Annotated in this window: 25 protein-coding genes and 2 tRNA genes; 19 read left to right on the forward strand and 8 right to left on the reverse strand. The window is 66.1% G+C overall.

Translation table 11 applies throughout. From position 1 onward, the window contains the following. The first annotated feature begins 92 nt into the window (after positions 1-92). From NSO95_RS12430 to NSO95_RS12470, 9 genes are all read left to right on the forward strand, one after another. Complete coding sequence (locus NSO95_RS12430) at positions 93-728, forward strand: TetR/AcrR family transcriptional regulator (RefSeq protein WP_257596594.1); 636 nt, start codon at positions 93-95, stop codon at positions 726-728. A gap of 169 nt (positions 729-897) precedes the next feature. Next, a complete protein-coding gene (locus NSO95_RS12435; protein WP_257597043.1) occupies positions 898-1131 on the forward strand; it encodes a VirB3 family type IV secretion system protein in 234 nt (77 codons plus the stop codon). Further along, positions 1110-3485, forward strand: coding sequence for a VirB4 family type IV secretion/conjugal transfer ATPase (locus tag NSO95_RS12440; protein ID WP_257597044.1), 2376 nt, complete (start codon positions 1110-1112; stop codon positions 3483-3485). The genes NSO95_RS12435 and NSO95_RS12440 overlap by 22 nt, the downstream gene beginning before the upstream one ends. Before the next feature lie 3 nt (positions 3486-3488). Then, positions 3489-4700 (forward strand): type IV secretion system protein, encoded by a 1212-nt coding sequence (locus NSO95_RS12445; protein ID WP_257596595.1) that lies wholly within the window; start codon positions 3489-3491, stop codon positions 4698-4700. After that, the gene (locus NSO95_RS12450) at positions 4697-5473 is read left to right on the forward strand and encodes a VirB8 family type IV secretion system protein (RefSeq protein WP_257596596.1); all 777 of its coding nucleotides are present in this window, start codon (positions 4697-4699) and stop codon (positions 5471-5473) included. The genes NSO95_RS12445 and NSO95_RS12450 overlap by 4 nt, the downstream gene beginning before the upstream one ends. Continuing rightward, the gene (locus tag NSO95_RS12455) at positions 5470-6195 is read left to right on the forward strand and encodes a TrbG/VirB9 family P-type conjugative transfer protein (protein ID WP_257596598.1); all 726 of its coding nucleotides are present in this window, start codon (positions 5470-5472) and stop codon (positions 6193-6195) included. The genes NSO95_RS12450 and NSO95_RS12455 overlap by 4 nt, the downstream gene beginning before the upstream one ends. After that, positions 6188-7237, forward strand: coding sequence for a TrbI/VirB10 family protein (locus NSO95_RS12460; protein WP_257596599.1), 1050 nt, complete (start codon positions 6188-6190; stop codon positions 7235-7237). The genes NSO95_RS12455 and NSO95_RS12460 overlap by 8 nt, the downstream gene beginning before the upstream one ends. Then, positions 7237-8205 (forward strand): P-type DNA transfer ATPase VirB11, encoded by a 969-nt coding sequence (gene virB11, locus NSO95_RS12465; protein WP_257596600.1) that lies wholly within the window; start codon positions 7237-7239, stop codon positions 8203-8205. The genes NSO95_RS12460 and virB11 overlap by 1 nt, the downstream gene beginning before the upstream one ends. 3 nt (positions 8206-8208) lie before the next feature. Further along, positions 8209-8574, forward strand: a complete 366-nt coding sequence (locus tag NSO95_RS12470) for a TrbC/VirB2 family protein (RefSeq protein WP_257596601.1) — start codon at positions 8209-8211, stop codon at positions 8572-8574. A gap of 37 nt (positions 8575-8611) precedes the next feature. Here the strand turns inward: NSO95_RS12470 and NSO95_RS12475 are convergent. Beyond that, positions 8612-8686, reverse strand: a tRNA-Val gene (locus NSO95_RS12475). 84 nt (positions 8687-8770) lie between these two features. Then, positions 8771-10666, reverse strand: coding sequence for a signal peptide peptidase SppA (gene sppA, locus NSO95_RS12480; protein WP_257596602.1), 1896 nt, complete (start codon positions 10664-10666; stop codon positions 8771-8773). A gap of 114 nt (positions 10667-10780) precedes the next feature. On the opposite strand from sppA, the gene NSO95_RS12485 reads away from it, so the two are divergent. Together NSO95_RS12485 and NSO95_RS12490 are read left to right on the forward strand one after the other, a co-directional pair. Continuing rightward, positions 10781-11812, forward strand: coding sequence for an aspartate carbamoyltransferase catalytic subunit (locus NSO95_RS12485; RefSeq protein WP_257596603.1), 1032 nt, complete (start codon positions 10781-10783; stop codon positions 11810-11812). After that, positions 11788-13032, forward strand: a complete 1245-nt coding sequence (locus NSO95_RS12490) for a dihydroorotase (protein WP_257596604.1) — start codon at positions 11788-11790, stop codon at positions 13030-13032. Before NSO95_RS12485 ends, NSO95_RS12490 begins: the two co-directional genes overlap by 25 nt. Before the next feature lie 264 nt (positions 13033-13296). Here the strand turns inward: NSO95_RS12490 and NSO95_RS12495 are convergent, their stop codons facing one another. Continuing rightward, positions 13297-14577 (reverse strand): DUF418 domain-containing protein, encoded by a 1281-nt coding sequence (locus tag NSO95_RS12495; protein ID WP_257596605.1) that lies wholly within the window; start codon positions 14575-14577, stop codon positions 13297-13299. A gap of 106 nt (positions 14578-14683) precedes the next feature. Continuing rightward, positions 14684-15868 (reverse strand): SPOR domain-containing protein, encoded by a 1185-nt coding sequence (locus NSO95_RS12500; RefSeq protein ID WP_257596606.1) that lies wholly within the window; start codon positions 15866-15868, stop codon positions 14684-14686. A 224-nt stretch (positions 15869-16092) separates the two neighbouring features. On the opposite strand from NSO95_RS12500, the gene NSO95_RS12505 reads away from it, so the two are divergent. From NSO95_RS12505 to bfr, 5 genes are all read left to right on the forward strand, one after another. Beyond that, the gene (locus NSO95_RS12505) at positions 16093-16809 is read left to right on the forward strand and encodes an AAA family ATPase (protein WP_257596608.1); all 717 of its coding nucleotides are present in this window, start codon (positions 16093-16095) and stop codon (positions 16807-16809) included. Positions 16810-16832: 23 nt separating this feature from the next. Then, a complete protein-coding gene (locus NSO95_RS12510) occupies positions 16833-17378 on the forward strand; it encodes a hypothetical protein (RefSeq protein ID WP_257596609.1) in 546 nt (181 codons plus the stop codon). A 19-nt stretch (positions 17379-17397) separates the two neighbouring features. Then, complete coding sequence (locus tag NSO95_RS12515) at positions 17398-18792, forward strand: SPOR domain-containing protein (RefSeq protein ID WP_257596610.1); 1395 nt, start codon at positions 17398-17400, stop codon at positions 18790-18792. Positions 18793-19071: 279 nt separating this feature from the next. Further along, positions 19072-19263: a (2Fe-2S)-binding protein gene (locus NSO95_RS12520; RefSeq protein WP_257596612.1), complete on the forward strand. Its 192-nt coding sequence runs from the start codon at positions 19072-19074 to the stop codon at positions 19261-19263. Positions 19264-19388: 125 nt separating this feature from the next. Beyond that, on the forward strand, positions 19389-19868 hold the full coding sequence (gene bfr, locus NSO95_RS12525; protein ID WP_257596613.1) for a bacterioferritin: 480 nt from the start codon (positions 19389-19391) through the stop codon (positions 19866-19868). Here the strand turns inward: bfr and NSO95_RS12530 are convergent. Further along, entirely contained in the window at positions 19865-20392 is a 528-nt protein-coding gene (locus NSO95_RS12530) for a DUF2721 domain-containing protein (protein WP_257596614.1), read from the reverse strand. The genes bfr and NSO95_RS12530 overlap by 4 nt on opposite strands. A gap of 13 nt (positions 20393-20405) precedes the next feature. After that, complete coding sequence (der, locus tag NSO95_RS12535; RefSeq protein ID WP_257596615.1) at positions 20406-21836, reverse strand: ribosome biogenesis GTPase Der; 1431 nt, start codon at positions 21834-21836, stop codon at positions 20406-20408. Between the two features lie 126 nt (positions 21837-21962). Between der and NSO95_RS12540 the strand changes: the two genes are divergently transcribed. Beyond that, positions 21963-22736 carry a CHAP domain-containing protein gene (locus NSO95_RS12540; protein WP_257596616.1) on the forward strand — a complete coding sequence of 258 codons (774 nt, stop codon included), beginning with the start codon at positions 21963-21965 and terminating at the stop codon, positions 22734-22736. Between the two features lie 3 nt (positions 22737-22739). On the opposite strand, the gene NSO95_RS12545 is transcribed toward NSO95_RS12540, so the two are convergent. Both NSO95_RS12545 and NSO95_RS12550 read right to left on the reverse strand, forming a co-directional pair. Next, on the reverse strand, positions 22740-23024 hold the full coding sequence (locus NSO95_RS12545; RefSeq protein ID WP_257596617.1) for a DUF3297 family protein: 285 nt from the start codon (positions 23022-23024) through the stop codon (positions 22740-22742). 48 nt (positions 23025-23072) lie between these two features. After that, complete coding sequence (locus NSO95_RS12550) at positions 23073-23264, reverse strand: hypothetical protein (RefSeq protein WP_257596618.1); 192 nt, start codon at positions 23262-23264, stop codon at positions 23073-23075. Positions 23265-23408: 144 nt separating this feature from the next. Here NSO95_RS12550 and NSO95_RS12555 point away from each other — a divergent pair. Further along, positions 23409-23493, forward strand: a tRNA-Leu gene (locus NSO95_RS12555). 62 nt (positions 23494-23555) lie between these two features. Next, positions 23556-25151 carry a trigger factor gene (gene tig / locus NSO95_RS12560; protein WP_257596619.1) on the forward strand — a complete coding sequence of 532 codons (1596 nt, stop codon included), beginning with the start codon at positions 23556-23558 and terminating at the stop codon, positions 25149-25151. Positions 25152-25212: the final 61 nt, after the last annotated feature.

Raw genomic sequence — 25212 nt, forward strand, 5'->3', positions numbered from 1 at the left:
TGAAACTATCGTTGCCGCCTCTCTTATTGAAAGTTGAACCACCTTTCAAGTTTGAACTTGTATCGTCGGCCATAGCTGCGTAGTCAGGTGGCATGGAGCAGGGGACGGCGATCAAGCGGGACGAGGAGTCGGCGAACGGCGACAAGAGCCCGCGCACGGATCGCGGGCGGCGCACCCTGCGCAAACTGCTCGACGCGGCGGCAATCGAATTCGGTGAAAAGGGCTTCTACGAAGCCTCGATCAGCGGGATCACCCAGCGCGCAGGCGTGGCGCTAGGCACCTTCTATACCTATTTCGATTCGAAGGACGCGATCTTCCGCGGGCTGGTCAACGACATGAGCGAAGCGGTGAAGCGTGCTGCGCGCGAGGCCCTGACCGAACCCATGAGCGCACTCGAAATCGAGCGGCGGGCGCTCGCCGCCTTCCTGCGCTTCGCCAGCGAGCACAAGGAAGTCTATCGCATCATCGACGAGGCCGAATTCGTCGATCCGGCCAGCTATCGCGCGCATTACGAGACGACCGCAGCGCGCATCCGCGAGCGTCTCGAGGCCGGGATGGCCGCGGGCGAACTGCGCGACGGCCTCGGCGAAGCTCACGCCTGGGCGATCATGGGCATGAACGTCTTTCTCGGCCTGCGCTATGCGATCTGGGGCAGTAGCGAGTGGGATGCCGACGAAATCGCCAGCTTGGCCAATGAGTTGCTCCAGAGTGGAGTCGGCAAGCGCTAACGCGCGGAATCATCCTCCCGATCCCGCGTAGCGCAATGGGCCACCTGTCACACCATGGTTGCAGGGAAGCCGATTTTCTGCCCTATTGTCCGTCGATGAGGAGGGATTCGGCGCTTTGTCGGACGGATTGAGGCAGGACACCCTGTTCACAGGGCTGACCCGCCCGCAAATGTTTGCGGGCGTCACCTACAGCTATTTCGTGATCAACGCGGTGATCGCGGTCGAGCTGTTCCTCATTTTCCAGAGCTGGTGGGTGCTGCTTGCCGCGTTCGCGATCCATGTCATCGGCATGGTTCTGTGCTTGCGCGAGCCGCTCTTCGTCGACCTGTGGCTGACCCGCGTGCGGCGCTGTCCGCGGGTGAAGAACCATAGTCTGTGGCGATGCAACTCCTACCGGCCCTGACCCGCGACCCCAAGGTGATCGCGCGCGAGGCTCCGGCCGGCGCGCATCTGCCTTACGCGCGCCATCTCGACGAGCGGACCATCGAAACCCGCGACGGGCTGCTGATGCAGACCATACGGCTTGGCGGGCTGTTGTTCGAAACCGCCGACAGCGACGAGCTCAACTATCGCGCCGAACTGCGCGACGCGATGCTGCGCACGCTCGGCTCGTCGCGCTTCGCGGTCTATCACCACCTGGTCCGTCGCTCGGCGCTGGTCGATCTCGCCCCGGCGGAGCAGGGCGGGTTCTGCAGCTATCTCGACCAGACCTGGCGTCACCGGATCGATGCACGCGCGCTCTATGTGAACGAGCTGTTCCTGACGGTCGTCCGGCGGCCGCTGCAGGGCAATCTCGGCTTCGTCGACCGAATGCAGGAATGGCTGGGGCGGTCGACCAGCCGCAATGCCGAGCGCCTTGCGTCCGACCGGCACGCGCTGTCGAACGCGGTTGCTTCGTTGGTCGCGGCGCTCGGGCAATACGATCCGCAGGTGCTGTCGGTTTACGACACGGTCGAGGGCCGCCGGTCGGAACCACTCGAGTTTCTCTCGTGGCTGTACAATCACGACATGCGCCCCATGCAGCTGCCGGCGGGCGATCTCGGCCATTTCATTCCGGCGCGGCGGATCAGCTTCGGGCGCGATACGGTGGAGCTGGCCCCGGCAGGGTCGCTGGCGCGCAACTTCACCGCGATGGTGGCGATCAAGGACTGGCCCGGGCGCACCATGCCGGGCATGTTCGACGAGCTCACCCGCCTGCCGTTCGAATTCGACATCGGTCAGAGTTTCGCCTTCGTCGAGCGGGGCGAGGCGCTGTCGCGGATGAATCTCGTCCTGCGCCGGATGCAGTCGGCGGAGGATGAAGCCCTCTCGCTGCGTGACGAGCTGGCGAATGCGAAGGACGAAGTCGCCGCCGGGCGCGCCGGGTTCGGCGAGCATCACACCACGCTGGCGATCCACGCCCCGGACCTGAAGACACTCGACGCGCAAGTTGCCGAAGTGATCGCCTTGCTAGCCGATCTCGGAATCAATGCCGTGCGCGAGGATATCGCGCTGGAGCCGACCTTCTGGGCGCAATTTCCCGGTAACTTCCGCTATATCGCGCGCAAGGGGCTGATCTCGACAACCAATTTCGCCAGCTTCGCCTCGCTGCACAACTTCCCCATCGGCAAGCCGCACGGCAACCATTGGGGCGAGGCGGTCACCCTGTTCGAGACGACCGCCGCCGGCCCCTATTTCTTCAACTTCCACCAGAACGACCTGGGCAATTTTACCGTCATCGGGCCGTCGGGTTCGGGCAAGACGGTGCTGCTCAACTTCCTGCTGGCGCAGGCGCAGCGGTTCAATCCGCGCACCATATTGTTCGACAAGGATCGCGGGTCGGAACTGTTCGTCCGCGCGATCGGCGGCACGTATGACCGGCTATCCGCAGGCCGGCCGAGCGGTCTCAACCCGCTTCAAATCGCGGATACGCCGGAGAACCGTACCTTCCTGCTAGACTGGCTGGCGATCCTTGCCGGAGGGGTCGATACGAGCGAGCTCGACCTGCTGCGCGATGCAATCGACACCAGTTACCATCAGCCGAACGACAAGCGCCGCCTGCGGCACTTCGTCGAGCTCCTGCGCGGCGGCGGCAGGCCGAAGAGCGGCGATCTCTACTCGCGGATGAAGCCCTGGTGGGGCAATGGCGAGCGCGCGTGGCTGTTCGACAATCCGCGCGACCTGACCGACCTCAGCGAGCGCACCATCGGGTTCGACATGACCGAGATTCTCGACGATCCGGCGATGCGCACCCCCGCGATGCTCTATTTCTTCCGCCGGGTGGACGAACGGCTCGACGGCAATCCGGCAGTGATCGTGATCGACGAGGGCTGGAAGGCGCTCGACGACGATGTCTTCGTCCAGCGGATCAAGGACTGGGAGAAGACCATCCGCAAACGCAACGGGATCGTCGGCTTCGCGACCCAGAGCGCGCAGGATGCGCTCGAAAGCCGGATCGCCGCCGCGATCATCGAGCAGGCGGCGACGCAGATCTTCACCATCAACCCCAAGGCGCGCGCGGAGGACTATATCAACGGCTTCGGCCTTTCGCGGCACGAGTTCGACCTTGTCCGCACGCTGCCCGATTCGTCGCACTGCTTCCTCATCAAGCACGGCAAGGAAAGCGTCGTCGCGCGGCTCGACCTGACCGGCGAACACAAGCTGCTGACGATCCTGTCGGGCCGTGAAAGCACCGTTCGCCTGTTCGACGAGATCGTGCGCGAGACCGGGCCGGAACCCGCCGCCTGGCTCGACGCGCTGTTCGAACGGGCGGCCTGAGCGGTGGCCTGCCCCAGCGTCATCACCGGCGACCGCTTCCTCACCCGCGCGCTCGATCACCTCGATTGCCAGGCACAGGTGATCGGCAGCTATGGCTACAGCGCGCTGGGCCAGCCGGGTTCGCTGGCCTCGCTGCTGGTTACCGGGCTGCTGACGCTATTCGTCGCCTTCTATGCCTTCCGCTTCCTGTTCGGCCCCGGCCCGAGCGGGCGCGACACGGTGCAGGATGCGCTCAAGATCGGGATCGTGCTGACGCTCGCCTTCTCCTGGCCTGCCTTCCGCACCGTGGTGTACGACCTCGTTCTGCACGGGCCGGCGCAGATCGCTGCGCTGCTCGGCAACGCCTCTTCGCTCGAGGCGGGCAGCGGGCTCATCGCGCGTTTGCAGGCGGCGGACGACACGCTGGTCCGCCTGATCGAGATCGGCACCGGTCGCACCTCGGGCGTGGCGCTCGGCCCGCAGGGCGCGGGTCCGGTATTCGCCGGTTCGGCCCTGCAGGACGATGCCGCGACCGGCTATGCGCGGCTGGTGTTCCTCAGCAGCACGCTCGGCTCGCTCGCCTTGCTGCGCCTGCTCGCAGGCGTGCTGCTGGCGCTAACTCCGATCGTCGCCGGCCTGCTGCTGTTCGATGCCAGCCGCGGCATCTTCGCCGGCTGGCTGCGCGGGCTGGTGCTGGCGATGGCCGGATCGATCGGGCTGACGATGGTGCTGGTGGTCGAACTGGCGATCATGGAGCCATGGCTGCGCGATGCCCTGCGCGTGCGGGCTCTGGGCTATGCAACGCCTGCCGCCCCGCTCGAAATCCTCGCCATCGCGATCGCCTTCCTGCTGGCGAAATTTGGGATTATCTGGCTGCTGGCAAAGGTCGCGTTCAACCGCGGCTGGCTGTCGTTGCCGCCGTTTCCTGCGCTGTCCGCGCCCACGCGCGCCAGCAGCACGACGGTTCACGCGGCGGCAAGCGCCCCGGCATTCGCCCGCTCTCGCATCGAGCGGACCGCCGACAGCGTCGAGCGGCTCGTCGCGGGCGAACAGGGCACTATTGCGCGGCGTTTCGGCGATCGGCTGGGTGACCGCCCGGCGGCAGGCACTGCCGAGCCGGGCGCGCAGAGCGTCGGGGCGAGGGCCGAAGTCGCACGGCCGCGTCTCGGTTCGACATGGCGGCGGGCAAGCCGGATGGGCGACCGGCTGGGCGGCACGGGGAGCAGGGCGTCATGAGCCGCGACATATTCGATCAGGAGCCCGCAAAGCTCGATAGCGACCCGCTGATGCCCGGCGAATATGAGTTCCGCGACAGCGGCGAACTGCCCGACAGCTGGTCGCAGAGCGTGACCTGGGAGCTCGAGCGCTCGCGCCGGACAGCTTGGATCGTTGCCGGGGTCGCCAGTGCCATCGCGCTGCTGCTGGCGATCGCGATTGTGGTGATGCTGCCGCTCAAGGAGATCGAACCCTACACCATCATGGTCGACCGGCAGACCGGCAATGTCGAGCGGCTCGCGCCGATGGACGAGCAGCTCGTCACCCCCGATGCCGCGCTGACCAAGTCGATGCTGGCGCAATATGTCGTCGCGCGCGAGAGCTTCGACGCGGCCGACGTGCAGGAGGATTATCGCAAGGTCGGGCTGTGGAGCGCGGGCGATGCGCGCCAGCGTTATGCAAACCTGATGCAGGCGTCCAACCCTTCCAGCCCGCTTGCCTTCCTGCCGCCAGGCGGGCGGATCGAGACCGACATTACCAGCGTCTCCTCGCTTGCGCCCGGCCGATCGCTGGTCCGGTTCTCGACCGTGCGCTCGGACCCCGGCGCCGCCGAGCAGGAGCGGCAATACTGGGCGGCGGTGATCGACTACGAATTCTCCGGCGCAGCGATGAGCGAGGACGACCGCTTGCTCAATCCGCTTGGCTTTCAGGTCACGCGCTATCGCCGCGATGCCGAGACCCTGCCCGAAGTGCGGCAGGTGGCGGCACCTGCGGCCCTACCGGCGGCGCAATGATCCGCTTGCCCGCCCTTCTCGCGTTCGCATTCGCCAGCCCGGTAGCCGCGCAACTGGTGCCGCAGCCGGAAGCGGACAACCCGCGCGTCCAGCGCGTGGCGTGGCAGGCGGGAGAGACGGTCATGCTCACCGCCCTGCCGCAGAGCGGGCTGACCGTGATGCTCGAGCCGGGCGAGCAGATCGCGCGGGTCACCGTCGGCGCAGCCCGCGTGTTCGATATCCGCGTCTCGTCCGAGCGCGACAGCTTCCTCGTCGTGCCGCTGGTCGAGGGCGCGGAATCGGTGCTGTCGGTGAACACCGACCGGCGCAATTACACCTTCGACCTGCGCACGGGCACCGGGCTGATGGCTGCGCTGCTGGTGCGGCTCGACTATGCCGCACCGGACCCGACCGGCGGCCAGCGGGAAAGCGTTACTTCGCCGGGCTTCGCGGTCGAGACAGCCCCGGCCCAAACGTGGACCTATCGCCTGAGAGGGGACCGCACGGTCCAGCCGCAGGCGCTCAGCGACGACGGGTTGCGTACCCGGATCGTGTTCGCTCCCGAGCAGGACCTGCCGGCAATCTTCGCCATCGGACCGACCGGCGAGGAACAGGTGGTCGACGGCTACATGCGCGACGGAATCTTCGTGATCGACCGGGTGTGGGAAGAGCTCGTGTTCCGGATCGACAAGGAGAAGGCGACCGCGCGGCGCAATGCGCAGCCGGAGGCCGGCGATGGCTGAGGCGGTACAGGCCTACCCCGACGACGGCCTGCCGGTGGTCGCGTCGCGCAAACCCGTCCGGCTGGGCGGGGTGGCATTCGGCGCGGCGCTGCTGCTCGGCGGGTGGCTGGTGTTCTCGCTGATGGATGCGGGCCGCGCCGAGCGGGCCGCGGCAGACAGCGTGCTGGTCGAGGCGGAGCCGGGCGCGCGCATATCCTCGCCGCCGCCGCTGGCGCTGCCGCAAGGGCAGACGGGCCGCGATCTGCCGCTGGCTGCCTTGCCGCCGCAAGAGGCATTCCCGCTGCGCGAAGAGCCGGTGCGGCTGGCGCGGGTCCCGACGACGCGCAGCGAGGTGCCGCGCGGCGACGTACCGCCCGCCTACAATCCCCCTCCGCAACAGATCGCCCCGACCTTCGCGCAGCCGCCCGCCGTGGTGTTCGATGCCGCCTTCGCCAGCGGAGTGGCGGCAGCCGACGCGCTCCCCACAGGGCTCAACAACCGCGTCCGGGCGGAGCGGTTCGACAACCCCTCGCTCACCATCCCGCAGGGCACGGTGATCCCCGCCGTGCTCGAAACCGCGCTCGATTCGACCCGCCCCGGCGGGGTCCGCGCACTGGTCCAGCGTGATGTGCGCGGGTTCGACGGCAGCCGGGTGCTGATCCAGCGCGGCTCGCGGCTCTATGGCGAATACCAGGCCGATCTACAGGCCGGCCAGAAGCGCGCCGAGATCCGCTGGACCCGGCTGATCCGGCCCGACGGGGTGACCATCGCGCTCGATTCCCCCGCCTCCGACCCGCTAGGGCGCGCCGGGGTGAAGGGCGAGGTCGACAGCAAGTTCTTCCAGCGTTTTGGCGGCGCGCTGCTGCAATCGGTGCTCGACATCGGGGTCGGCGTGGCGACCAGCCGGGCGAGCGACGGGGTGCTGGTCGCGCTGCCGGGCAGCACGCAGAACGTGCAGATCCAGGACGGCAACCAGATCCAGCCGACGCTCAAGGTACGCCACGGCACCAGTGTCTCGGTGTTCGTCGCGCGCGATCTCGATTTCTCCAGCGTCGACGGCTGATGGAGGCGGGTTACTATCTCGACAGCTTTCTCGCCCCGCTCGCCCCGTGGCTGGAGCAGGACGATGTCACCGACATCTGGATCAACCGCCCCGGCGAGGTTTGGGTCGAACGCCTCGGTTCCCGGATCGAGCGGGTGGAGGAGCCGACGCTCGATGCGCGGCTGCTCGAACGGCTCGCGCGGCAGATTGCCGCACATTCCGCGCAAGGGATCAGCCGCGAGCATCCGCTGCTCGCCGCCAACCTGCCCGATGGGTCACGGGTGCAGATCGTGGCGCCGCCGGCAACCCGCTCGGGCCATGCCTTCGCCATCCGGCGGCACGTCTCCGCCGAACTGTCGTTGCAGGACTGGGCCGATGCCGCCGCCTTCGACCGGCTGCAGGGCGGCGAGGCCCAGCTCGAGCCCGAGCACCGTTATTTCACCTTGCACGGCTCCGAAGCGCCCGGCTTCCTGCGCGAGGCGGTGCGCGAGCGGCGCAACATCCTCGTATCGGGCGGTACTTCGAGCGGCAAGACGACTTTCCTCAACGCGCTGCTCGCTGAAATCCCGCCCGACGAGCGGCTGCTGCTTATAGAGGACACCGAGGAACTGCGCCTGCGCCACGCCAATGCCGTCGGTTTGATCGCCGCGCGCGGGCAGATGGCCGAGGCGGAGGTCAGCGCGGAGGATCTGCTGATCGCCGCGCTGCGGATGCGGCCCGACCGGATCATCCTGGGGGAACTGCGCGGAGGGGAGGCCTTCACCTTCCTGCGCGCGGTTAACACCGGCCACCCCGGTTCGATGACCACGATCCACGCCGACACCCCGCAGCGCGCGATCGAGCAGCTCGCGCTGCTGGTGCTGCAAGCCGGCTCGCGCCTCTCGCGGGTCGATGTGCGGCACTATGTGCGCGAGAGCGTGGACGTGTTCGTCCAGCTCGAACGGCGCGACGGCGCGCGGCGCGTGTCGCAAGTCCTGGTCAAGGCCTGAGGCGTGACCGGCCTGCTCGCCTCTTCCTCGCTCTTCGCGCCCAGACCGGGCAATGCGGTGCTCGGTTCGGTTCAGTGGCTCACCGGCACGCTGCTCGGCACGGTCGCGATCAGCCTGTGCGTGATTGCGATCGCCTTCGTGGGCTTCCAGATGCTCAGCGGCCGGCTGCCGATCATGCGCGGGCTGCGGGTGATCGTGGGATGCTTCCTGCTGCTCGGCGCGCCGGTGGTGGCAGCGTCGATCAGCGGCTTGTGGCAACAGAGTTCGGTGCCGCCAGCGCCCCCGGCTAGCCAACAGAACGACGATCCGCGCGGCGATGTGCCGCCTGCGGGCGATCCCTATGCTGGGGCGTCGCTGCGGCGGGATTGAGGGGCCCGCGCGAACCCTCACGCATTGTCCAGAGCCATGGTGGGCGCGGCAAGGATTGAACTTGCGACCCCACCCGTGTGAAGGGTGTGCTCTACCACTGAGCTACGCGCCCGCCCTCGGTTCGGCGGTACGTCGGGTGTCCGCCGGGCAGGGGCGCGCCTTTGCCATGCCCCTGCGCGGATGACAAGCCTGCGAATCAGCCGGTGAAGAAGCGGGCCACCGTTGCCAGCCAACCCTGCGATGTTGCGGCTTTCGCCTTGACGCGCGGCAGGGTGGGGCATTCGAGGCAATAGGCCTGCATACCCTTCACTTCCATCAGCATGGCAAGGTCATGCTCGACCTGGCCGAGCATCGCCTGCTGCTGCTGCGCAACCATCGCGAACAGATCGCCGCCCGAGGCGCTGCCCCTGCGTGCCTGGCCGTCGTCATCGGTCAGCATGCCGGCGAGCAGCGTATTGTAGCCATCGGCCTCCTCGCCAAGGTATTCGGCGTGCCAATCGCCTTCCTCGAGGCCGGCCTTACCGGCTGCCCATTCAAGTGCATCGTCGAGCCCGCCATACTGGTCGACCAGACCGATTTGGCGGGCAGTGCCGCCGTCCCACACCCGGCCCTGGCCGATTTCGTCGACCCGTTCGGGCGTCAGCTTGCGCGATTGGGCGACGCGGGTGATGAAGTCGCGATAGCCATCCTCGATCGAAGCCTGGAGGATTGCATCCACTTCCGGCGTGAAGCCTGAGATCAGGTCGGGCTGGCCGGAGAGCGGCGTGGTCCGCACCCCGTCACCGGTCACCCCCCATTCGGCGGCGGCGCGCTCGAAGGTCGGGATGACAGCGAAGATACCGATCGATCCGGTGATTGTCTCCGGTTCGGCAAAGATCCGGTCGGCCGGGGTCGCGACCCAGTAGCCGCCGCTCGCCGCGACATTGGCCATCGACACCGCGACCGGGATCTTGTTCGCCTTGTGCCGCAGGATCGCCTGGCGGATCTGTTCGGAGGCCATGACCGAGCCGCCCGGGGAATCGACGCGGACGACCAGCGCCTTGAAATCGCGCTCCAACGCATCGTCTAGCAGTTCGGCAATTCTCTCGCCGCCCGCGGTGCCGGGTCCGGCATCGCCATCGACGATCTCGCCCGCAATGGTCACCACGCCGATGGTCGAACCCGGCGTTTCGGGCGGATTATCGGCCAACCACGGATCAAGTTCCGTGTGCGCGAAGGAACCGGGCTTGGGATCCCAGTCGTCTTCGCCCGCGATTTCCGCGACCCGCTTACCGAAGGCGACCTTGTCACCCAGCTTGTCGACCAACCCGGCGTCGATCGCGGCCTTCGACAGGTCGCCGCGCGCGCCCTCGACCCATTCGACGGGGTTCTTGGTCACCCGGTCAAGATCGAGCTTGGGGCGCGCCTTCTTTACGTTGGCCTGCCATTCTTCCCACAGCGCGCCGTAGAGCTGTTCGTAATTCTCGCGCGCCTCGGGCGACATCGAGTCGCGCGAATAGGGTTCGACCGCCGACTTGTAGGTGCCGACCTTGTAGACCCGGGCATTGACGTTGAGATTGTCGAGCAGCGCGGCGTAATAAAGCCGCGAGCCGCCGGGGCCAGCGATCATCGCCCCGCCCAGCGGATCGACCCACACTTCGCTGGCATGTGCGGCAAGCTGCATCGCATCGTCGCCATAGGCAATCGCGTGGGTGAGCACCGGCTTCTTGGCCGCCCGCGCCCGGTCGAGCGCTTCGCCGATTTCCTGCAGATGGACCTGCCCGCCGCCCATGAAGGTCGACAGGTCGAGCACGATGGCCTTGACCCGGTCGTCCTCAACGGCGGCATCGATCGCATGGACGAGGTCGCGCACCTGATATTCGCCCAGCGGTTGCTTACCGGATAGCAGTGCGGCGAACGGATCGACCTGCGATTTCTCCTCGACCACGATCCCGTCGAGTTCGATCAGCAGCGCCCCATCGCGCACTTGCGCAGGGCTGGGGCGTGCGGTCAGGATTGCAAACAGCAGCGAGAAGAACAGCAGCAGGAAGATCAGGCTCAGCCCGTCCTTGATCCCGACCAGAAGCCGCCAAACCTTACCAGCAAATGCCATCGATGATCCCGTCGTTCGTTCAATCCCGCGGCCCCCAGTTAGGGTGCTTGGCGCGGCGATACCAGTCGAAACCGCTTGAGCGACTGACTTCACTCGACTAACAGCCCCCCTTTAATGACATCGACGCCGATCCCTATGCCGCCCGACCGTTTCCCTGCGGGCCGCAGGGCCTTTCCGCACCGCGATCTGCTCGGCATTTCCCGCCTTGAGCGCCACGAAATCCTCTATCTGCTCGCCGAAGCCGAGCAATGGGTGGAATTCAACCATCGTTCCAAGAAGCGCTCGAAGGCTCTGCGCGGCCTGACGATCATCAACGCCTTCTTCGAGAATTCGACCCGCACGCTGCTGAGCTTCGAGATCGCGGGCAAGCGTCTTGGCGCTGACGTGGTCAATATGCATGCCGCGCAGTCCAGCGTGAAGAAGGGCGAGACGCTGATCGACACCGCGATAACATTGAACGCCATGCGCGCCGATGCGATCGTAATCCGCCACGGTTCGAGCGGGGCGGTCGAACTGATCGCGAGCAAGGTCGATTGCCCGGTGCTCAATGCGGGCGACGGGCAGCACGAGCACCCGACACAAGGTTTGCTCGATGCGCTCGCCTTGCGCCATGCGCTGGCAGAGCGGGGCGAGGCGAGCGAAGACTTCACCGGGCTGGTGGTGACGATCTGCGGCGACATCCTGCACAGCCGAGTCGCGCGCTCCAACATCCTGTGCCTCACCGCGCTGGGCGCGACGGTGCGGCTGTGCGCGCCGCCCGCGCTGATGCCAGCGGGGGTCGAAGCGATGGGTGCGGCGGTGTTCGACAATTTCGACGCCGCGCTCGACGGTACGGATGTGGCGATGATGCTGCGTCTCCAGACCGAGCGGATGAATGGCCAGTTCATTCCCTCGGCGCGCGAATACCATCACCTTTACGGCCTGACGAAACACCGACTCGACCGCTGCGCACCGCAGGCGCTGGTGATGCATCCGGGGCCGATGAATCGCGGGGTAGAAATCGACAGCGATGTGGCCGACATGCTCGACCGTTCGATCATCACCCAGCAGGTGGAGATGGGCGTAGCGATCCGCATGGCTGCGCTCGACGTGCTGACCCGCCGCGCTCGCGGCGTCGCGGGATGGAACGACGGAGAGTGGCTGTGAAGCAGGCCCGCCCGCTTACGATCTCCGGCGGCATGCTGGTGTCACCCGCTGGACTGGTCGAGGGTGCGGTCCGCATCGTCGATGGCCGGATCGCCGCAGTGCAGTCCGAGCCGCAAGATGGCGACGATGTGCTCGACGCCAAGGGGCAACTCGTCGCCCCCGGCCTGGTCGATTTGGGCGTCTTCGCGATCGACAAGCCCGCGTTCCACTTTGGCGGGATCACTCGCGCTGCGCTGATGCCCGACCAGTCGCCGCCGCTCGATTTGCCGAGCCGGGTCAACTACATCGCCAAGAGCGGCAAACCGGACCTGTGGGTTCACCCGCTTGCCGCCGCGACGCGCGGGCTGGCGGGCTGCGAGCTGGCCGAGATCGGGTTGATGAAGGAAGCCGGGGCGCGGGGGGTTGCGACCGGTCGCAAGTGGATTGCCGATTCGGGCGTCATGCTCCGGCTGCTGCACTACGCCGCCATGCTTGATCTCGTGGTGGTCACTCATGCCGAAGATGCCGCGCTGGTGGGCGAGGCGAGTGCGACGGCAGGCGAAATGGCAACCCGGCTGGGCCTGCCGAGTGCGCCGGCCGAGGCCGAGGCGCTGGCAATCGCGCGCGATATCGCGCTCGCCGAATTGTCGGGTGCCCGGGTGCATTTTCGGCAGGTGACGACCCGTGCGGCGCTCGATCTGGTACGCGCGGCGAAGGGCAGGGGGGCAGCAATCACGGCGGGAGTAACCCCGGCGCACTTCATGCTGTCCGACCTCGCTACAGCCGAATTCCGGACCTTTGCCCGCCTCTCGCCGCCGTTGCGCAGCGAGGATGACCGGCAGGCGGTGATCGAGGCGATCGGCGACGGCACCATCGACGTCATCGCCAGCGGCCACGATCCGCGCGGGCCGGAGGACAAGCGCCTGCCTTTCGCCGATGCCGAACCGGGGATGGCCGGGGCGGAGACGCTGCTCGCAATGACGCTCGGCCTGGTGCGCGACGGCGTTATCGACACGGCGCGCGCCTTCGATCTTCTGGCGGGCAATCCGGCGCGGTTGCTTGGCGTCGAAGCGGGTGCGCTGATCGAAGGCTACGAAGCGGACCTGTGCCTGGTCGATCCCGACAAACCGTGGATCGTCGACTCGGCGCAGATGGCGGCAACTGCGGGCAACACCCCGTTCGACCGCCAGCCGACGCAGGGCCGTGCAACCCGCGTCATCAAGGGCGGTGTGGTTCTCTAGGGTCAGGACCTATTAGTCGCGCAGAGCGTGGTTTGAAGCAATTGGCCCCGTAGCGAGGGGCGGGAGCGCAGGAAATGCGGCGCATTTTCAAGCTTCTGCGACGCTGCAACGTGGCCAATTGGTCAAATCCCGCAGGGACGTCAAAATGACTTCGATCTCGATCACAACTGCCCTTGGAAAGGCAACCAGCCTTCCCGGCGGGCAGCTCCGCCCGATATCATCGTCATTTTCACGCCACGCCTGCGCGACTAATAGGTCCTGACCCTAGCGCTTGAGCGGGAAAAGCTTGCCGTAGGTCAGACAGCGCCACAGCCATTCGAGTGGCCCGAAGCGGAAGCGTTCGAGCCAGGGCTTCGACCACAGCAGCATCAGCACCCAGGTGGCAACGACGACAATGTAGAGCTGCGGCCTGTCGAGTTCGCCGAAGAGCCCACCGGCAAAGCCGTGGAACACCAGCAGCATCACGATCGACGTCCCGAGATAGTTCGAGAACGCAGCGCGCCCGGCCGCCTTGATGCGCTGGCCCAACCACCCATTCGCCGAGGCGCCCAGCAGCGCCAGCAACGCGGCGAGGCCGAGGATCATCGGCAGGCGCGGCAGCGGGGAAAGCCCCATGAAGGCCGCGAGGCTGCCGTAGTAGCTCGGCCCGGTCGACGCGCCCCACAAGGCAATCGGCACGGTTAGCACAACGCCTGCGACGATCCCGATCCAGCCCCATCGCATCTGTTTCGCGCGATCGAACCCGCCGTTGAACAGCCCCATGCGGTAGAGCGCCATGCCGATCAGGATCAGCGGGATCGTCTCGAACATCCACAGCATCACGAACACGAAGGGCTCGGTGCCATGCTCGGTAAAATTGTGCGCCACGAAGTCGCCGTAACGACCTTCGCCGATGATCGCGGCTTCGGCCACACCGTCGGCAATATCGTCCGCCTTGCCGGCTTCCAGTTCTGTCACGCTGTCGGCGAACATCGGGTTTTCGCTCAGGCTGCTCTCGGCGAACAGATAGGGCGTCGCCATCAGCAGCGCGTAGAGGAAACAGCCCGCGACATAGCCGACGATGCCGAGGATCAGCTGGTTCTTGGCGGCCATCCTGACAAACAGCAGTGCGACAAAGCCGCACAGCGCATAGTTCACCAGGATATCGCCGCGCCAGATGAAAAAGAAGTGCACCAGCCCGAACAACAGCAGCCAGAACAGCCGCCGCGCCTGCAGTCCGATGCCCGAACCGCGTTCCCACGCCTTGGCGAGGAAGAGATACATCCCCGCGCCGAACAGCAGCGTGAACAGCCCGCGCATCTTGCCGTCGATCAGCACGAACTGGACGATCCACATCCAGTTGCCCTGGTCGTTGGCGGGGACAAGAAAGGCGTCGGGGTACATATAGGCCTGCATCGGCTGACCGAAGGCGACGATGTTGGCCCACAGGATGCCCATCACCGCGATGCCGCGGATGAAATCGAGGCTGTCGATGCGGTTGGCCTTGTCGACCGGCGCATCGATGCCGCCGGATGCTTCAACGGTGCTTGTCTGTTCGTCGCTCACTGCATCCCCCCTCGAATGACGCCGCGCTTATCGCAGCGAGGCAGGGGAATGACCAGCCGCGTTGGCTCGCCGCAGCGGATTTTCTACGAACGGTTTGCGCCGCCGCTCAACGTGTCACGAGACAGGCCTGTCCGCTGCTCTTGAGGCTGTTGCAGGCACTTTGCGCCGCGCCCTGCGAGGCAAATCCGCCCGCCTGAAGCCGCACGACATTGCCCGCCGGAACGACGAATTTGCTCTTCCCGGCGAGGGCCGGATTGCCCGCGACCCGTGTCCACAGCTTGTCTGCATTCGCCCGCACCGAGAACGCTCCGAGCTGCACGCGCCAAGGGCCATCGCCGGAGGTTTGTGCGGCTTGTTGAACGACAGGTTGTGCAGCCGATTGTGCTGTCACCTGTGGTGCGGGTGGGCGGGGCATCGGACCCGGACGGGTCCTGGGCGGGTCCGCCGCGTCGGCCTGCGCGGTACGCACCGGTGCAGGCGCTGCCGATTGGGCGAAGTCCGCTCCGGCAGCGGCGGGATCTTCGGTCCCGGTCACACGCATCGCTTCCTCGATCGCGGCGCGCGCGGCGGCGACGGAGGGTGGAACCACTGCCGAAGGGATCGGTTCGGGCAGGGCGCGCGGGGGAATTGCACTGGTAGTGGGGGAGGGCGAGGGTCGCTGCGCCAAAGGCTCCCCGATCGCAAGATCGACTGCCGCCATCTGCTGCGCACGGCGCGTATCGGCGTCCCGCCTCATTCCCTGTGCCAGCAGCTGCGCCTGCTGGCGTTGTTCGAGCGGAATGAAATCGTCCATCTGCGCCAGTGCAGCGGGCGCCTGCTCGAGGCCGCTGGCATTGGCGAGCGTCAGAAGGGCGTAAGCGCGCACCCAGTCTTTCTCGACCAGCTCGCCATTGAAATGCGCGATGCCAAGCAGATACTGCGCGCGTGGATCGCCCCGGTCCGCCGCCCCTTTGACATAGGGCATCGCTTCCTCGCGCCGGCCGGCCTGGAACAGCAACAGGCCGTAATTGTCGGACGCCTTGATGTGGCCCTGCGCGGCAGCCTTGGCATAGAGAATCTCGGCCTGCTTGGCGTTTTCCTCGACCCCGCGCCCGAGGCGATAGGCCTGCGCCATGTTGAACTGGGCATCGGCGTCGCCCGCGGTGGCCGGGCCACGCCATTCGCGCACCGCGGCAGCATAGTCGCCCCGGGCCCAGGCATCGACCCCGGCCTTGACGTCGGCCAAGGCCGGTGCGGCTGAAACCAGCGCGAGGCCGGCGATAATCCAGCGAAGATCATTCGAGACGTTCATCGATTTTCCGCAACCCTTTCGAGCGACGCCGAATAGCCTGACATAGTAAACAGGCCGTTAGCAAAGAAATTCTGCCGGTGGGTCGCTCGCGGGCATAGCCCCGGTTGCCGTGACCGGGATCGTCGCTTGCTCCGTTAACCCAAAATTAGGGGTATCCTGCGAATTCATTCCCCGACCCGCGTTTCAGGCGGCTCGCAATGGATTTTTGACAGGGGGAACGCGCCTTGCGTGTACTGGCATTGGCATCGCAGAAGGGTGGTTCGGGCAAGACCACTTTGTCCGGGCATCTCGCCGTTCAGGCCCAGCGCGCCGGGGCAGGTCCCGTCGTGCTGATCGATATCGACCCGCAGGGCTCGCTTGCGGACTGGTGGAACGAGCGTGAGGCGGAATATCCCGCCTTCGCGCAGACCACGGTCGCGCGGCTCGCCAACGATTTGCAGGTCTTGCGCCAGCAAGGCTTCAAGCTGGCGGTGATCGATACTCCGCCTGCGATTACCATGGCGATCCAGTCGGTGATCGGTGTGGCCGAACTCATCGTCGTCCCGACCCGCCCGAGCCCGCATGACCTGCGTGCCGTCGGTGCCACCGTCGACCTGTGCGAACGCGCCGGCAAGCCGCTGGTGTTCGTGGTAAATGCCGCCACGCCCAAGGCCAAGATCACCTCCGAAGCCGCCGTCGCGCTGTCGCAGCACGGCACGGTCGCCCCGATCACGCTTCACCACCGGACCGATTTCGCCGCCTCGATGATCGACGGCCGCACGGTGATGGAAGTCGACCCGGAAAGCCGCAGCGCCGCCGAAGTGACCGCGCTGTGGGGCTATATCGCCGACCGGCTGGAGAAGAATTTCCGCCGCACCGTGTTTGCCGCACCCAATTCGGTGTCGCAGATCGCGCCCGCTCATCGCCCTGCCGGTGGCTTCGGCCGCCGGGTTGCGCAGTAAGCGCGGGGGAAGGGGACACGGTTATGAGCGAACCGATCTTTGCCTCGCTCGGGCCGACCTTGCTAGCGCGCAAGGGCGGGGCCAAGCCCGCCATGCGCCCGCAGCTCGGTCCGATCCCGACCGGTCAGGCCGCCAATCTGGAAGACCTCGGCTGGAACGACATGGGCGAGGAGGACGAGCGCCCGACCAATGTTGTCAACCTGACGCCCGAGCCGGCCAATCCGGAAGCGGATGCCGAAGCGCACGAGCAGGATCTGATCGAACAGGCCAAGCTCGAGGCCGCGAAGAACGGCATGCCCAAAGTGCGTCGGCAGCAGGAAGAAATTGCCACCCGACTCGAGGCTTCGCCGCTGGTTGAGCGAGCTCCGCGCCCGCGCCGCCAAGCCATTGATCGCGGCAAACGCGCAGCTTTCACGCTGCGGCTCGATGCCGAACGCCACCTCAAGCTCCGGCTTGCGTGCACCATGCGGAGCCGCAGCGCGCAGCAACTTGTGACCGAGGCGCTCGACAGTCTGCTGGGCGACATGCCCGAACTCGATTCGCTCGCTGCGCAGATGGCGCGGAAATAGGATTACAGGGGAACGTACCATGCTGACGGACGCCAAACGCAATCGCACCATCCTGCTGGCGGTCACCACCGCTCTGGCCACCACGGCTCTCGCGGGATGCGCCACCAAGGCGGCGGCTCCGGCCAACGTTTCGGCCAGCAAGGCTGCTTCCGAGTTGGCCAAGGGCAACATGGGTTCCGCCGTCGCGCATGCCGAAGAGGCAGTGCGCGCCGAACCGCGCAACGCGGCCTACCGCGCCGTGCTGGGTGCCAGCTACATGGAAGCGGGCCGTTTCCTCTCGGCCGCGACCAGTTTCAAGGATGCGATGGACCTCGGCGACACTTCGCCACGCACCGCCCTCAGCTATGCGCTCGCGCAGGCCGCCTCGGGCAACAACGCCATCGCGCTGCAAACGCTGGACCAGTGGCGCGGTGAGATCGATGCTGCGGACCTCGGCCTCGCAATGGCGCTGGCGGGTGATGCCGACCAGGGTGTCCATGTCCTGGGCAATGCGCTGCGCAACGGGCAGAACACGCCCAAGGTGCGGCAGAACCTCGCCTACGCCTATGCTATACAGGGCAACTGGCGCGCCGCCCGCCTGATGGCGGCGGAAGATGTGCCGGCCGACAAGGTCGGCGATCGGATGGCCGAATGGGCGCAAACGATGCAGCCCGGTATGGGCCAGCACCGTGTTGCCGCGTTGCTCGGCGTACTGGTGGTCGGCGATACCGGCCAGCCGGTCGAGCTCGCGCTGTCGAATGCGCCGAGCGCGGTCGAACTCGCTGCCTCGACTGTCGAGCCCGAAAGCCGGTTCGCGCCGGTGCAGGGCTATACCATTCCCGAACTCCCGCCGATCGGCGGCGAACTTCCCGCAGTGGCTTCGGCACCGGTGACCGACGACTACGCCTACGCCGAACCGGTGGAAGTCCCGGCATCCGCACCGGTGAATTTCGCGCAGGCGTTCGAGGCCCCGGCCCCGAATGCGCAGGCGATGGAACGCTTCACGCAGGATACCGTCAAATTCGTCGCAAACCCGGTCGTCCAGCCAGTCCCGGTAACCCGCTCCGCCAGCGCGCCGCAGCGGGCTGCGGCGGCTCCAGCTTCGGCCCCAGGTTCGACCTCTGCGCGTGCCGCCCTCGACGGCGAGCACCTCGTCCAGCTCGGCTCCTTCTCGAGCGAAGCCGGTGCGAAGCGCGCGTGGGGCATCTACTCCAAGCGCTACCCGCAGCTCAAAGACGCGGACATGGTGATCACCAAGGCCGTGGTGCGCGGCAAGACCTATTTCCGCGTATCGGCCGGCGGCTTCCAGCGCGCCAGCGCAGCATCGGTGTGCAGCAGCGTGAAATCGCAGGGCGAGGGCTGCATCGCCTGGGCGGCGAGCAAGCCGCTGCCCGGCGCGGTGGACAACGGTGTTCGTCTCGCCCGTCGCGACTAGCAAAACCCGACCCTAGAGACAGCGAGTGGGCCCTCCCGCAGCGATGCGGGAGGGCCTTTTTCCTAGCGCGCAGCCAGTTCCTCGGCACACTCCGACGTCCCGAGAACACGTCATCCCCGTGAAGGAAGGGATCAATGGGCGGGTCCAAACTATGGATTCCCTTTCTCGCTGGAATGTCAAAGTGGGGGTGAATCAAGAAAGCGCGAGCCGCATCAAATGTGGTTGCTATTGCGAGTAAGTCGCATTAACAATGGTGCAGAACACGGAGCGACTCGCCCTATGTACGTCTGCGTCTGCAATGCGATCCGCGAATGCGAGCTGCGCCGTGCCGCGCGGCTGGTGCCGGGCGATGCGGAAGCGGTTTACGCGGCGCTGGGCAAGAAGCCGGATTGCCGCACTTGCCTCGACGAGGCTGAGGCGATCGTCGTCGTGGAACGGGAGGCTACGCCGGTTCGTGCCGTCGCAGCCTGATTTCAAACGCTAACGCAAATCGCTCGCAAATAGCGGAATTCCGCCGTTTTTCAGCTTCCATTCCTTGCCAGACAGGCTCGTTTCGGCGCATAAGCACCCGATCCGGTCATCGAAGGAGAGCTGCCATGAAGGGCGACGTGAAGGTCATCGAATTCCTCAACCGGGCGCTCACCAACGAGTTGACTGCGATCAACCAGTATTGGCTGCATTATCGCGTGCTCGCCGACTGGGGGGTGGCGCGACTGGCCGAGTACGAGCGCCACGAATCGATCGACGAGATGAAACACGCCGACCAGCTGGCCGAACGCATCCTGTTCCTCGGCGGTCTCCCCAACTTTCAGGCGATCCACAAGCTCAAGGTGGGCGAGACGGTGGAGGAAATCCTCCGTGCCGACCTCGCGATGGAGGAAGAGGCTATCCCGCTGCTGCGCGATGCGATTGAGCACAGCGAGAGCGTGCGCGACTACGTCAGCCGCGATCTCTTCGCGGCCATCCTCGAAAGCGAGGAAGAACACGTCGATTTCCTCGAAACCCAGTTCGACATGATCGAACGGATGGGGCTGCAGAATTACGTCCAACTGCAGAGCAAGCCGGCAGAAGACTAGATTTCCGTATCGTCCGGCGGCGGCGCCTCAGCCTTCTTGCGCTCGATAATCTCGCGGCTGCGCTTGCGCCGTTCGCGTGCGCTGGCGGTTGCCTGCCGCGTTTCGAGCAGGAACAGCGACAGCGCGGCAAATAGCAGCGCCATGGTCGCAATCCATGCGATCGCAACCACCGTGCCGATCTGCGGGCGAATGAAGGCGCTGACGAACAGCAGCGCGACGATGGTGCAGATGGTCAGCGCCGCCGCCGTGCCTAGGGTCACGGCAAGCTGCGCATAGTGCTGCCGCTGGCGCAGCGCGGGCAGTTCCTCCCCCTCGCGACCGGCAAGGCCCTTCTCGGCGCGCCGTTCGACGAACTCGATGCGATCGATCAGCCAGGTCAGCCTTGCGTTCATTACATTGAGCATTGCGCCGATCGCTGCGAGCAGGAACACCGGCGCCAGGCTCAGCTGGACGATCTGCTGGACGCGCGCGGTGCTCGAGGTCCGCTCGATCAGGTCCACCGCCAGCGAAAGCGTGTCGAACATGCTGCGCCTGACCTTAGCCTTTGCCCTTGTCGAAGGGGTTCTTCGGGCTCTTGAGCACCACGCGGATCGGCACAGCATCGAAGCCGAGTTCGCGGCGGATTCCGTTGACCAGATATCGCTCGTAGCTCTTGGGCAGCATTTCCAGCCGGGTGCCGAATACCACGAAGCGCGGCGGGCGGGTGCTCGACTGGGTGATGTAGCGCAGCTTGATCCGGCGGCCCTTGGGCGCGGGCGGCGGATTGGCTGCGAGCGCATCGTCGAACCAGCGGTTGAGCGCGGCAGTCGGCACGCGCTTCGACCACGCCTCGCGGATCTCGAACGCGGCACCTAAGAGGGTATCGAGTCCCTTGCCGGTCTTCGCGCTGACCGCGAGCAGCGGTACGCCGCGGACCTGCGCCAGCCCTTCGTCGAGGGCGAACTTGATCCCGTTGAACAGCTTGCTCGCATCCTCGCCGCCCTGGCGCCCCGACGGGTCCTGCCCGGCGACGTCCCATTTGTTGATCGCGATGATCAGCGCGCGGCCTTCCTGCAGCACGCGGTCGGCGATCTTGAGGTCCTGGTGCTCGAGCCCGAGCGTCGCGTCGAGCAGCAGCACCACGACCTCGGCGAAATCGACCGCGCGCAGCCCGTCGGCGACCGACAGCTTCTCCAGCTTCTCGACCACCTTGGCGCGCTTGCGCATGCCGGCAGTGTCGATCAGGTGGATGTCGCGCACCTCACCGCTCTTGGGATCGGTCCATTGCCAGTCGATGGCGATCGAATCGCGGGTGATCCCGGCTTCGGGGCCGGTCAGCAGCCGGTCTTCGCCCAGCAGGCGGTTGATCAGCGTCGATTTGCCGGCATTGGGCCGCCCGACGATGGCAAGCTTGAGCGGGCCGAGCGGAGCGTCTTCATCGAGCGCGGTTTCGGCGGCGGCGGCTTCTTCCGCTGCCTCTGCGGCCTCGACCTTGTCGCCGATGATCGGCCACAGCGCGCCGAACAGGTCTGCGATCCCCTCACCGTGTTCGGCGGAAACCCCGATCGGTTCGCCCAGGCCGAGCGAATAGCTTTCGAGGATGCCCGATTCGCTCGCGCGGCCTTCGGCCTTGTTGGCGACCAGCACCACCGGGACTTCCTGCTCGCGCAGCCAGCGGCCGATTTCCTCGTCGAGCGGGGTCAGCCCGGCGCGCGAATCGATCACGAACAGCGCCGCGTCTGCACCCTGCAAGCTGACTTCGGTCTGCTTGCGCATCCGGCCGGGCAGGGTCTCGGCGTCCTGGTCCTCCCACCCGGCGGTGTCGACCACAGTAAAGCGCATTCCGGCCAGCTCGGCATCGCCGAAGCGGCGGTCGCGCGTCACCCCCGGCTGGTCGTCGACGAGCGCGATCTTCTTTCCTACCAGCCGGTTGAACAGCGTCGACTTGCCGACGTTGGGCCGGCCGATAATGATGACTTGCGGAAGCATAGGGGCGCAGGTGGCGTGTCTTGCCGCGCTTGGCAAGCATGGTGGCATGTCCGGAGGAACATGGTGAATTCCGGTTAACCGTGAGTGGAAGCGTGATTCTAACCCCGAGCGGCAAAAAGCTGCCGCATGCTCAAGTGCCTCTCCGCAAGCCTGCTTATCGTTGCCGCGCTGGGATTTTCGCCCGCGCTGGCGGAATCCCGCATATCCTCGGTCCAGGGTTCGGGTGCCGGTTCCGGCAGCGAATTGCCGCCTTACCTCCAGTGCGTCCCGTACGCGCGGGATGTCTCGGGCATCCAGATCTACGGCGATGCGCACACCTGGTGGGGCCAAGCCGAAGGGCGCTACGAACGCGGCCGCGAGCCGAAAGTCGGCGCGGTGATGGCGTTCCGACCGACGGGCAACATGGTGCTCGGCCATGTCGCTGCTGTAAGCAAGGTGATCGACAAGCGCACCGTATTGCTCGACCACGCCAACTGGTCACCGATCGACGGCCGGCGCGGCCAGATCGAGCGCGGCGTCAAAGCGGTCGACGTTTCGCCGAACAACGACTGGAGCCAAGTGCGGGTGTGGTACGCCCCGCTCGGCAATCTCGGCACCACCGCGTGGCCGGTCGAAGGGTTCATTTACGGCAAGGGCGCGGCTCCGCGCCGCCCCCAGATCGCCGCAGCCCCGGCACCGCGCCCAGTTGCGCCTGACCCTGCTCCTGCGCGCGTCCAAGCATCTCGCGAGTTCAGCCAGGCCTTCGCTTCGCTCGACAGCGCACCGAAGGCCCGTCCCGCGACAGCGGCAGTGCAGCGGACACAGGCCCAGCCGGCTCGCGTGGCGCAACGTCCGGTGGTCCGCACCGCTGCTCGCAGCACCGATCCGCTCGACGCGGTCGTGCGCCGTTACGACAACTAGGGGCTAGGCTTTTTTCGCCACCGGCGGCTCGTCGCCCAGATCTTCGTACCAGGCTTCGACCGGGCCATTGAGCTTGATGGTCAGCGGCTGGCCCTTGCGGTCCATCGTCTTGCCGGCCTGCACCCGCACCCAGCCTTCGGAGATCGAGTATTCCTCGATATCGGTGCGTACGCGGTCCTTGAACCGGATGCCGATGCCGCGTTGCAGCCTGTCGCCATCGAAAAACTCGCTACGCGGATTGACCGACAGGCGGTCGGGCGGGGTGTCGTTTGCAGTATCGTCGCTCATGGGTCGCGCCGATACTGTGCGATCATCCGCGCGGCAAGCGTCAACCGATCAGGAAACTTGCGGCGGTGTCTCTGGCGGAAACTGGCCGGGGGTATCGACATCGGGCTGCGGCGGGACGATTTCCGGCGGCTCGGTTCGCGGCGCTTCGTCCGGCTGGGCAGGCGGCGGGGTCTCGGGAGGGGACTGCGGTTCGATGATATCGGGGGTAACGGCAGGGTCGGTTGCGGGATTGGTGGCCATGGTGCAAATTCCTTTCCCCCACGCAACGTGCGGCACATGCCGCCTGTTCCAGTGCCATCCCCGCTTGCCCTTTCTGCCTTGCCAATCTAAGGGCGCTCCCCTGTCCGTGTGGGCTTTCCACCCGCGCGCGGCTTCGTTCGGGTTGCGGGCGTGGCGGAATTGGTAGACGCGCTGGTTTTAGGTACCAGTATCGAAAGATGTGGGGGTTCGAGTCCCTTCGCCCGCACCAGACGCCGCTCGCATGCCTCACGACATTTGAAGTTATTGATTAGACGAGAAGATATTCGCATCATGCAGATCAAAGAGACGACCAACAAGGGCCTTGCGCGCGCTTACGAAGTGACGATTCCCGCTGGCGATATCGCTGCGCGCGTGGAAGCCGAAGTCAAGAAGATCGCCCCGCAGGTCCGCATGCCGGGGTTCCGCCCGGGCAAGGTTCCGGCGAATCTCGTCAAGAAGATGCACGGCGAACAGCTGCATGCGCAGGCGGTCAACGACGTGATCCGCGAATCGGTCGACAAGGTGATGCAGGACAAGCAGCTGCGCCCCGCGATGCAGCCGCAGATCGACCTCGCCGAAGGTTATGAGGAAGGCAAGGACGCGGTCCTGACGATCGATCTCGAGATCCTACCGGCGGTCGAGGCACCCGATCTCGACGGGCTCAAGCTCGAACGGCTGACCGTGCCGGTCGCCGACGAGGCTGTGGACGAAGCGCTGGCCAATATCGCCGGCCAGCAGAAGAGCTACAAGGACGCGCCGAAGTCGAAAAAGGCAGCCGACGGCGACCAGTTGATCATCGACTTCACCGGTTCGATCGACGGGGTCGAATTCGACGGCGGCAAGGCCGAAGACGCCCCGCTGGTGATCGGTTCGGGCCAGTTCATCCCAGGCTTCGAAGAGCAGCTTACCGGCTCTAAGACCGGCGACGAGAAGACCATCACCGTCACCTTCCCGGAAGATTATCCGGCAGAGAACCTCGCCGGCAAGGACGCGCAGTTCGCGATCGTTGTGAAGCAGGTGAAGGTCGAGAGCGAGACCAAGGTCGATGACGACTTTGCCAAATCGCTCGGGCTCGAAGGGATAGACCAGCTCAAGGGTCTGCTGCGCGGCCAGCTGGAACAGGAGACCAACGGGCTCACCCGTACCCAGATGAAGCGCCAACTGCTCGACCAGCTCGCCGCCGGGCACGATTTCGACGTGCCGCAGAAGATGGTCGATGCCGAGTTCGACCAGATCTGGGCCCAGCTCCAGCAGGAAGCCGCGCAGGACGAAAATCCCGAACAGGCGATGAAGGACATCGAGGCCGAGAAGGACGATTACCGCAAGATCGCCGAGCGCCGCGTGCGGCTCGGCCTGCTGCTTTCGGAAATCGGCCAGAAGAACGGGGTCGAGGTCAGCCAGCAGGAAATGAGCATGCTCGTCCAGCAGGCCGCCCAGCAGTATCGTCAGGAAGACCGCGAGCGGTTCATCCAGTACGTCCAGTCCGAACCGATGGCCGCCGCCCAGCTGCGCGCCCCGCTGTATGAAGACAAGGTGGTCGACTTCCTGTTCTCCAAGGCCGAAATCACCGACCGCGAAGTGACCCGCGAGGAACTCGAGGCGGCGATCGAAGCCGACGAATCGGAACAGGCTGCACCCGCGAAGAAGGCTCCTGCCAAGAAGAAGGCTCCGGCGAAGAAGGCCGAAGATGCCAAGCCTGCGGCAAAGAAGGCTCCGGCCAAGAAGGCCGACGCCGCTGGAGACAAGCCCGCCGCCAAGAAGGCACCTGCCAAGAAGGCGCCTGCGGAAAAGGCAGCGGCCGAGAAGAAGGCTCCGGCCAAGAAGGCTTCTGCCGAAAAGGCTCCGGCCAAGAAGCCAGCGGCCAAGAAGGCACCGGCCAAGAAATAACCGCCGGGCGCATCGCGCTCGCGCAGGAATGGGCGGCAGGCTTCGCGGCTTGCCGCCCTTT

This window comes from Parerythrobacter lacustris (assembly GCF_024626475.1).
GTDB classification, from domain to species: Bacteria; Pseudomonadota; Alphaproteobacteria; order Sphingomonadales; family Sphingomonadaceae; genus Parerythrobacter_A; species Parerythrobacter_A lacustris.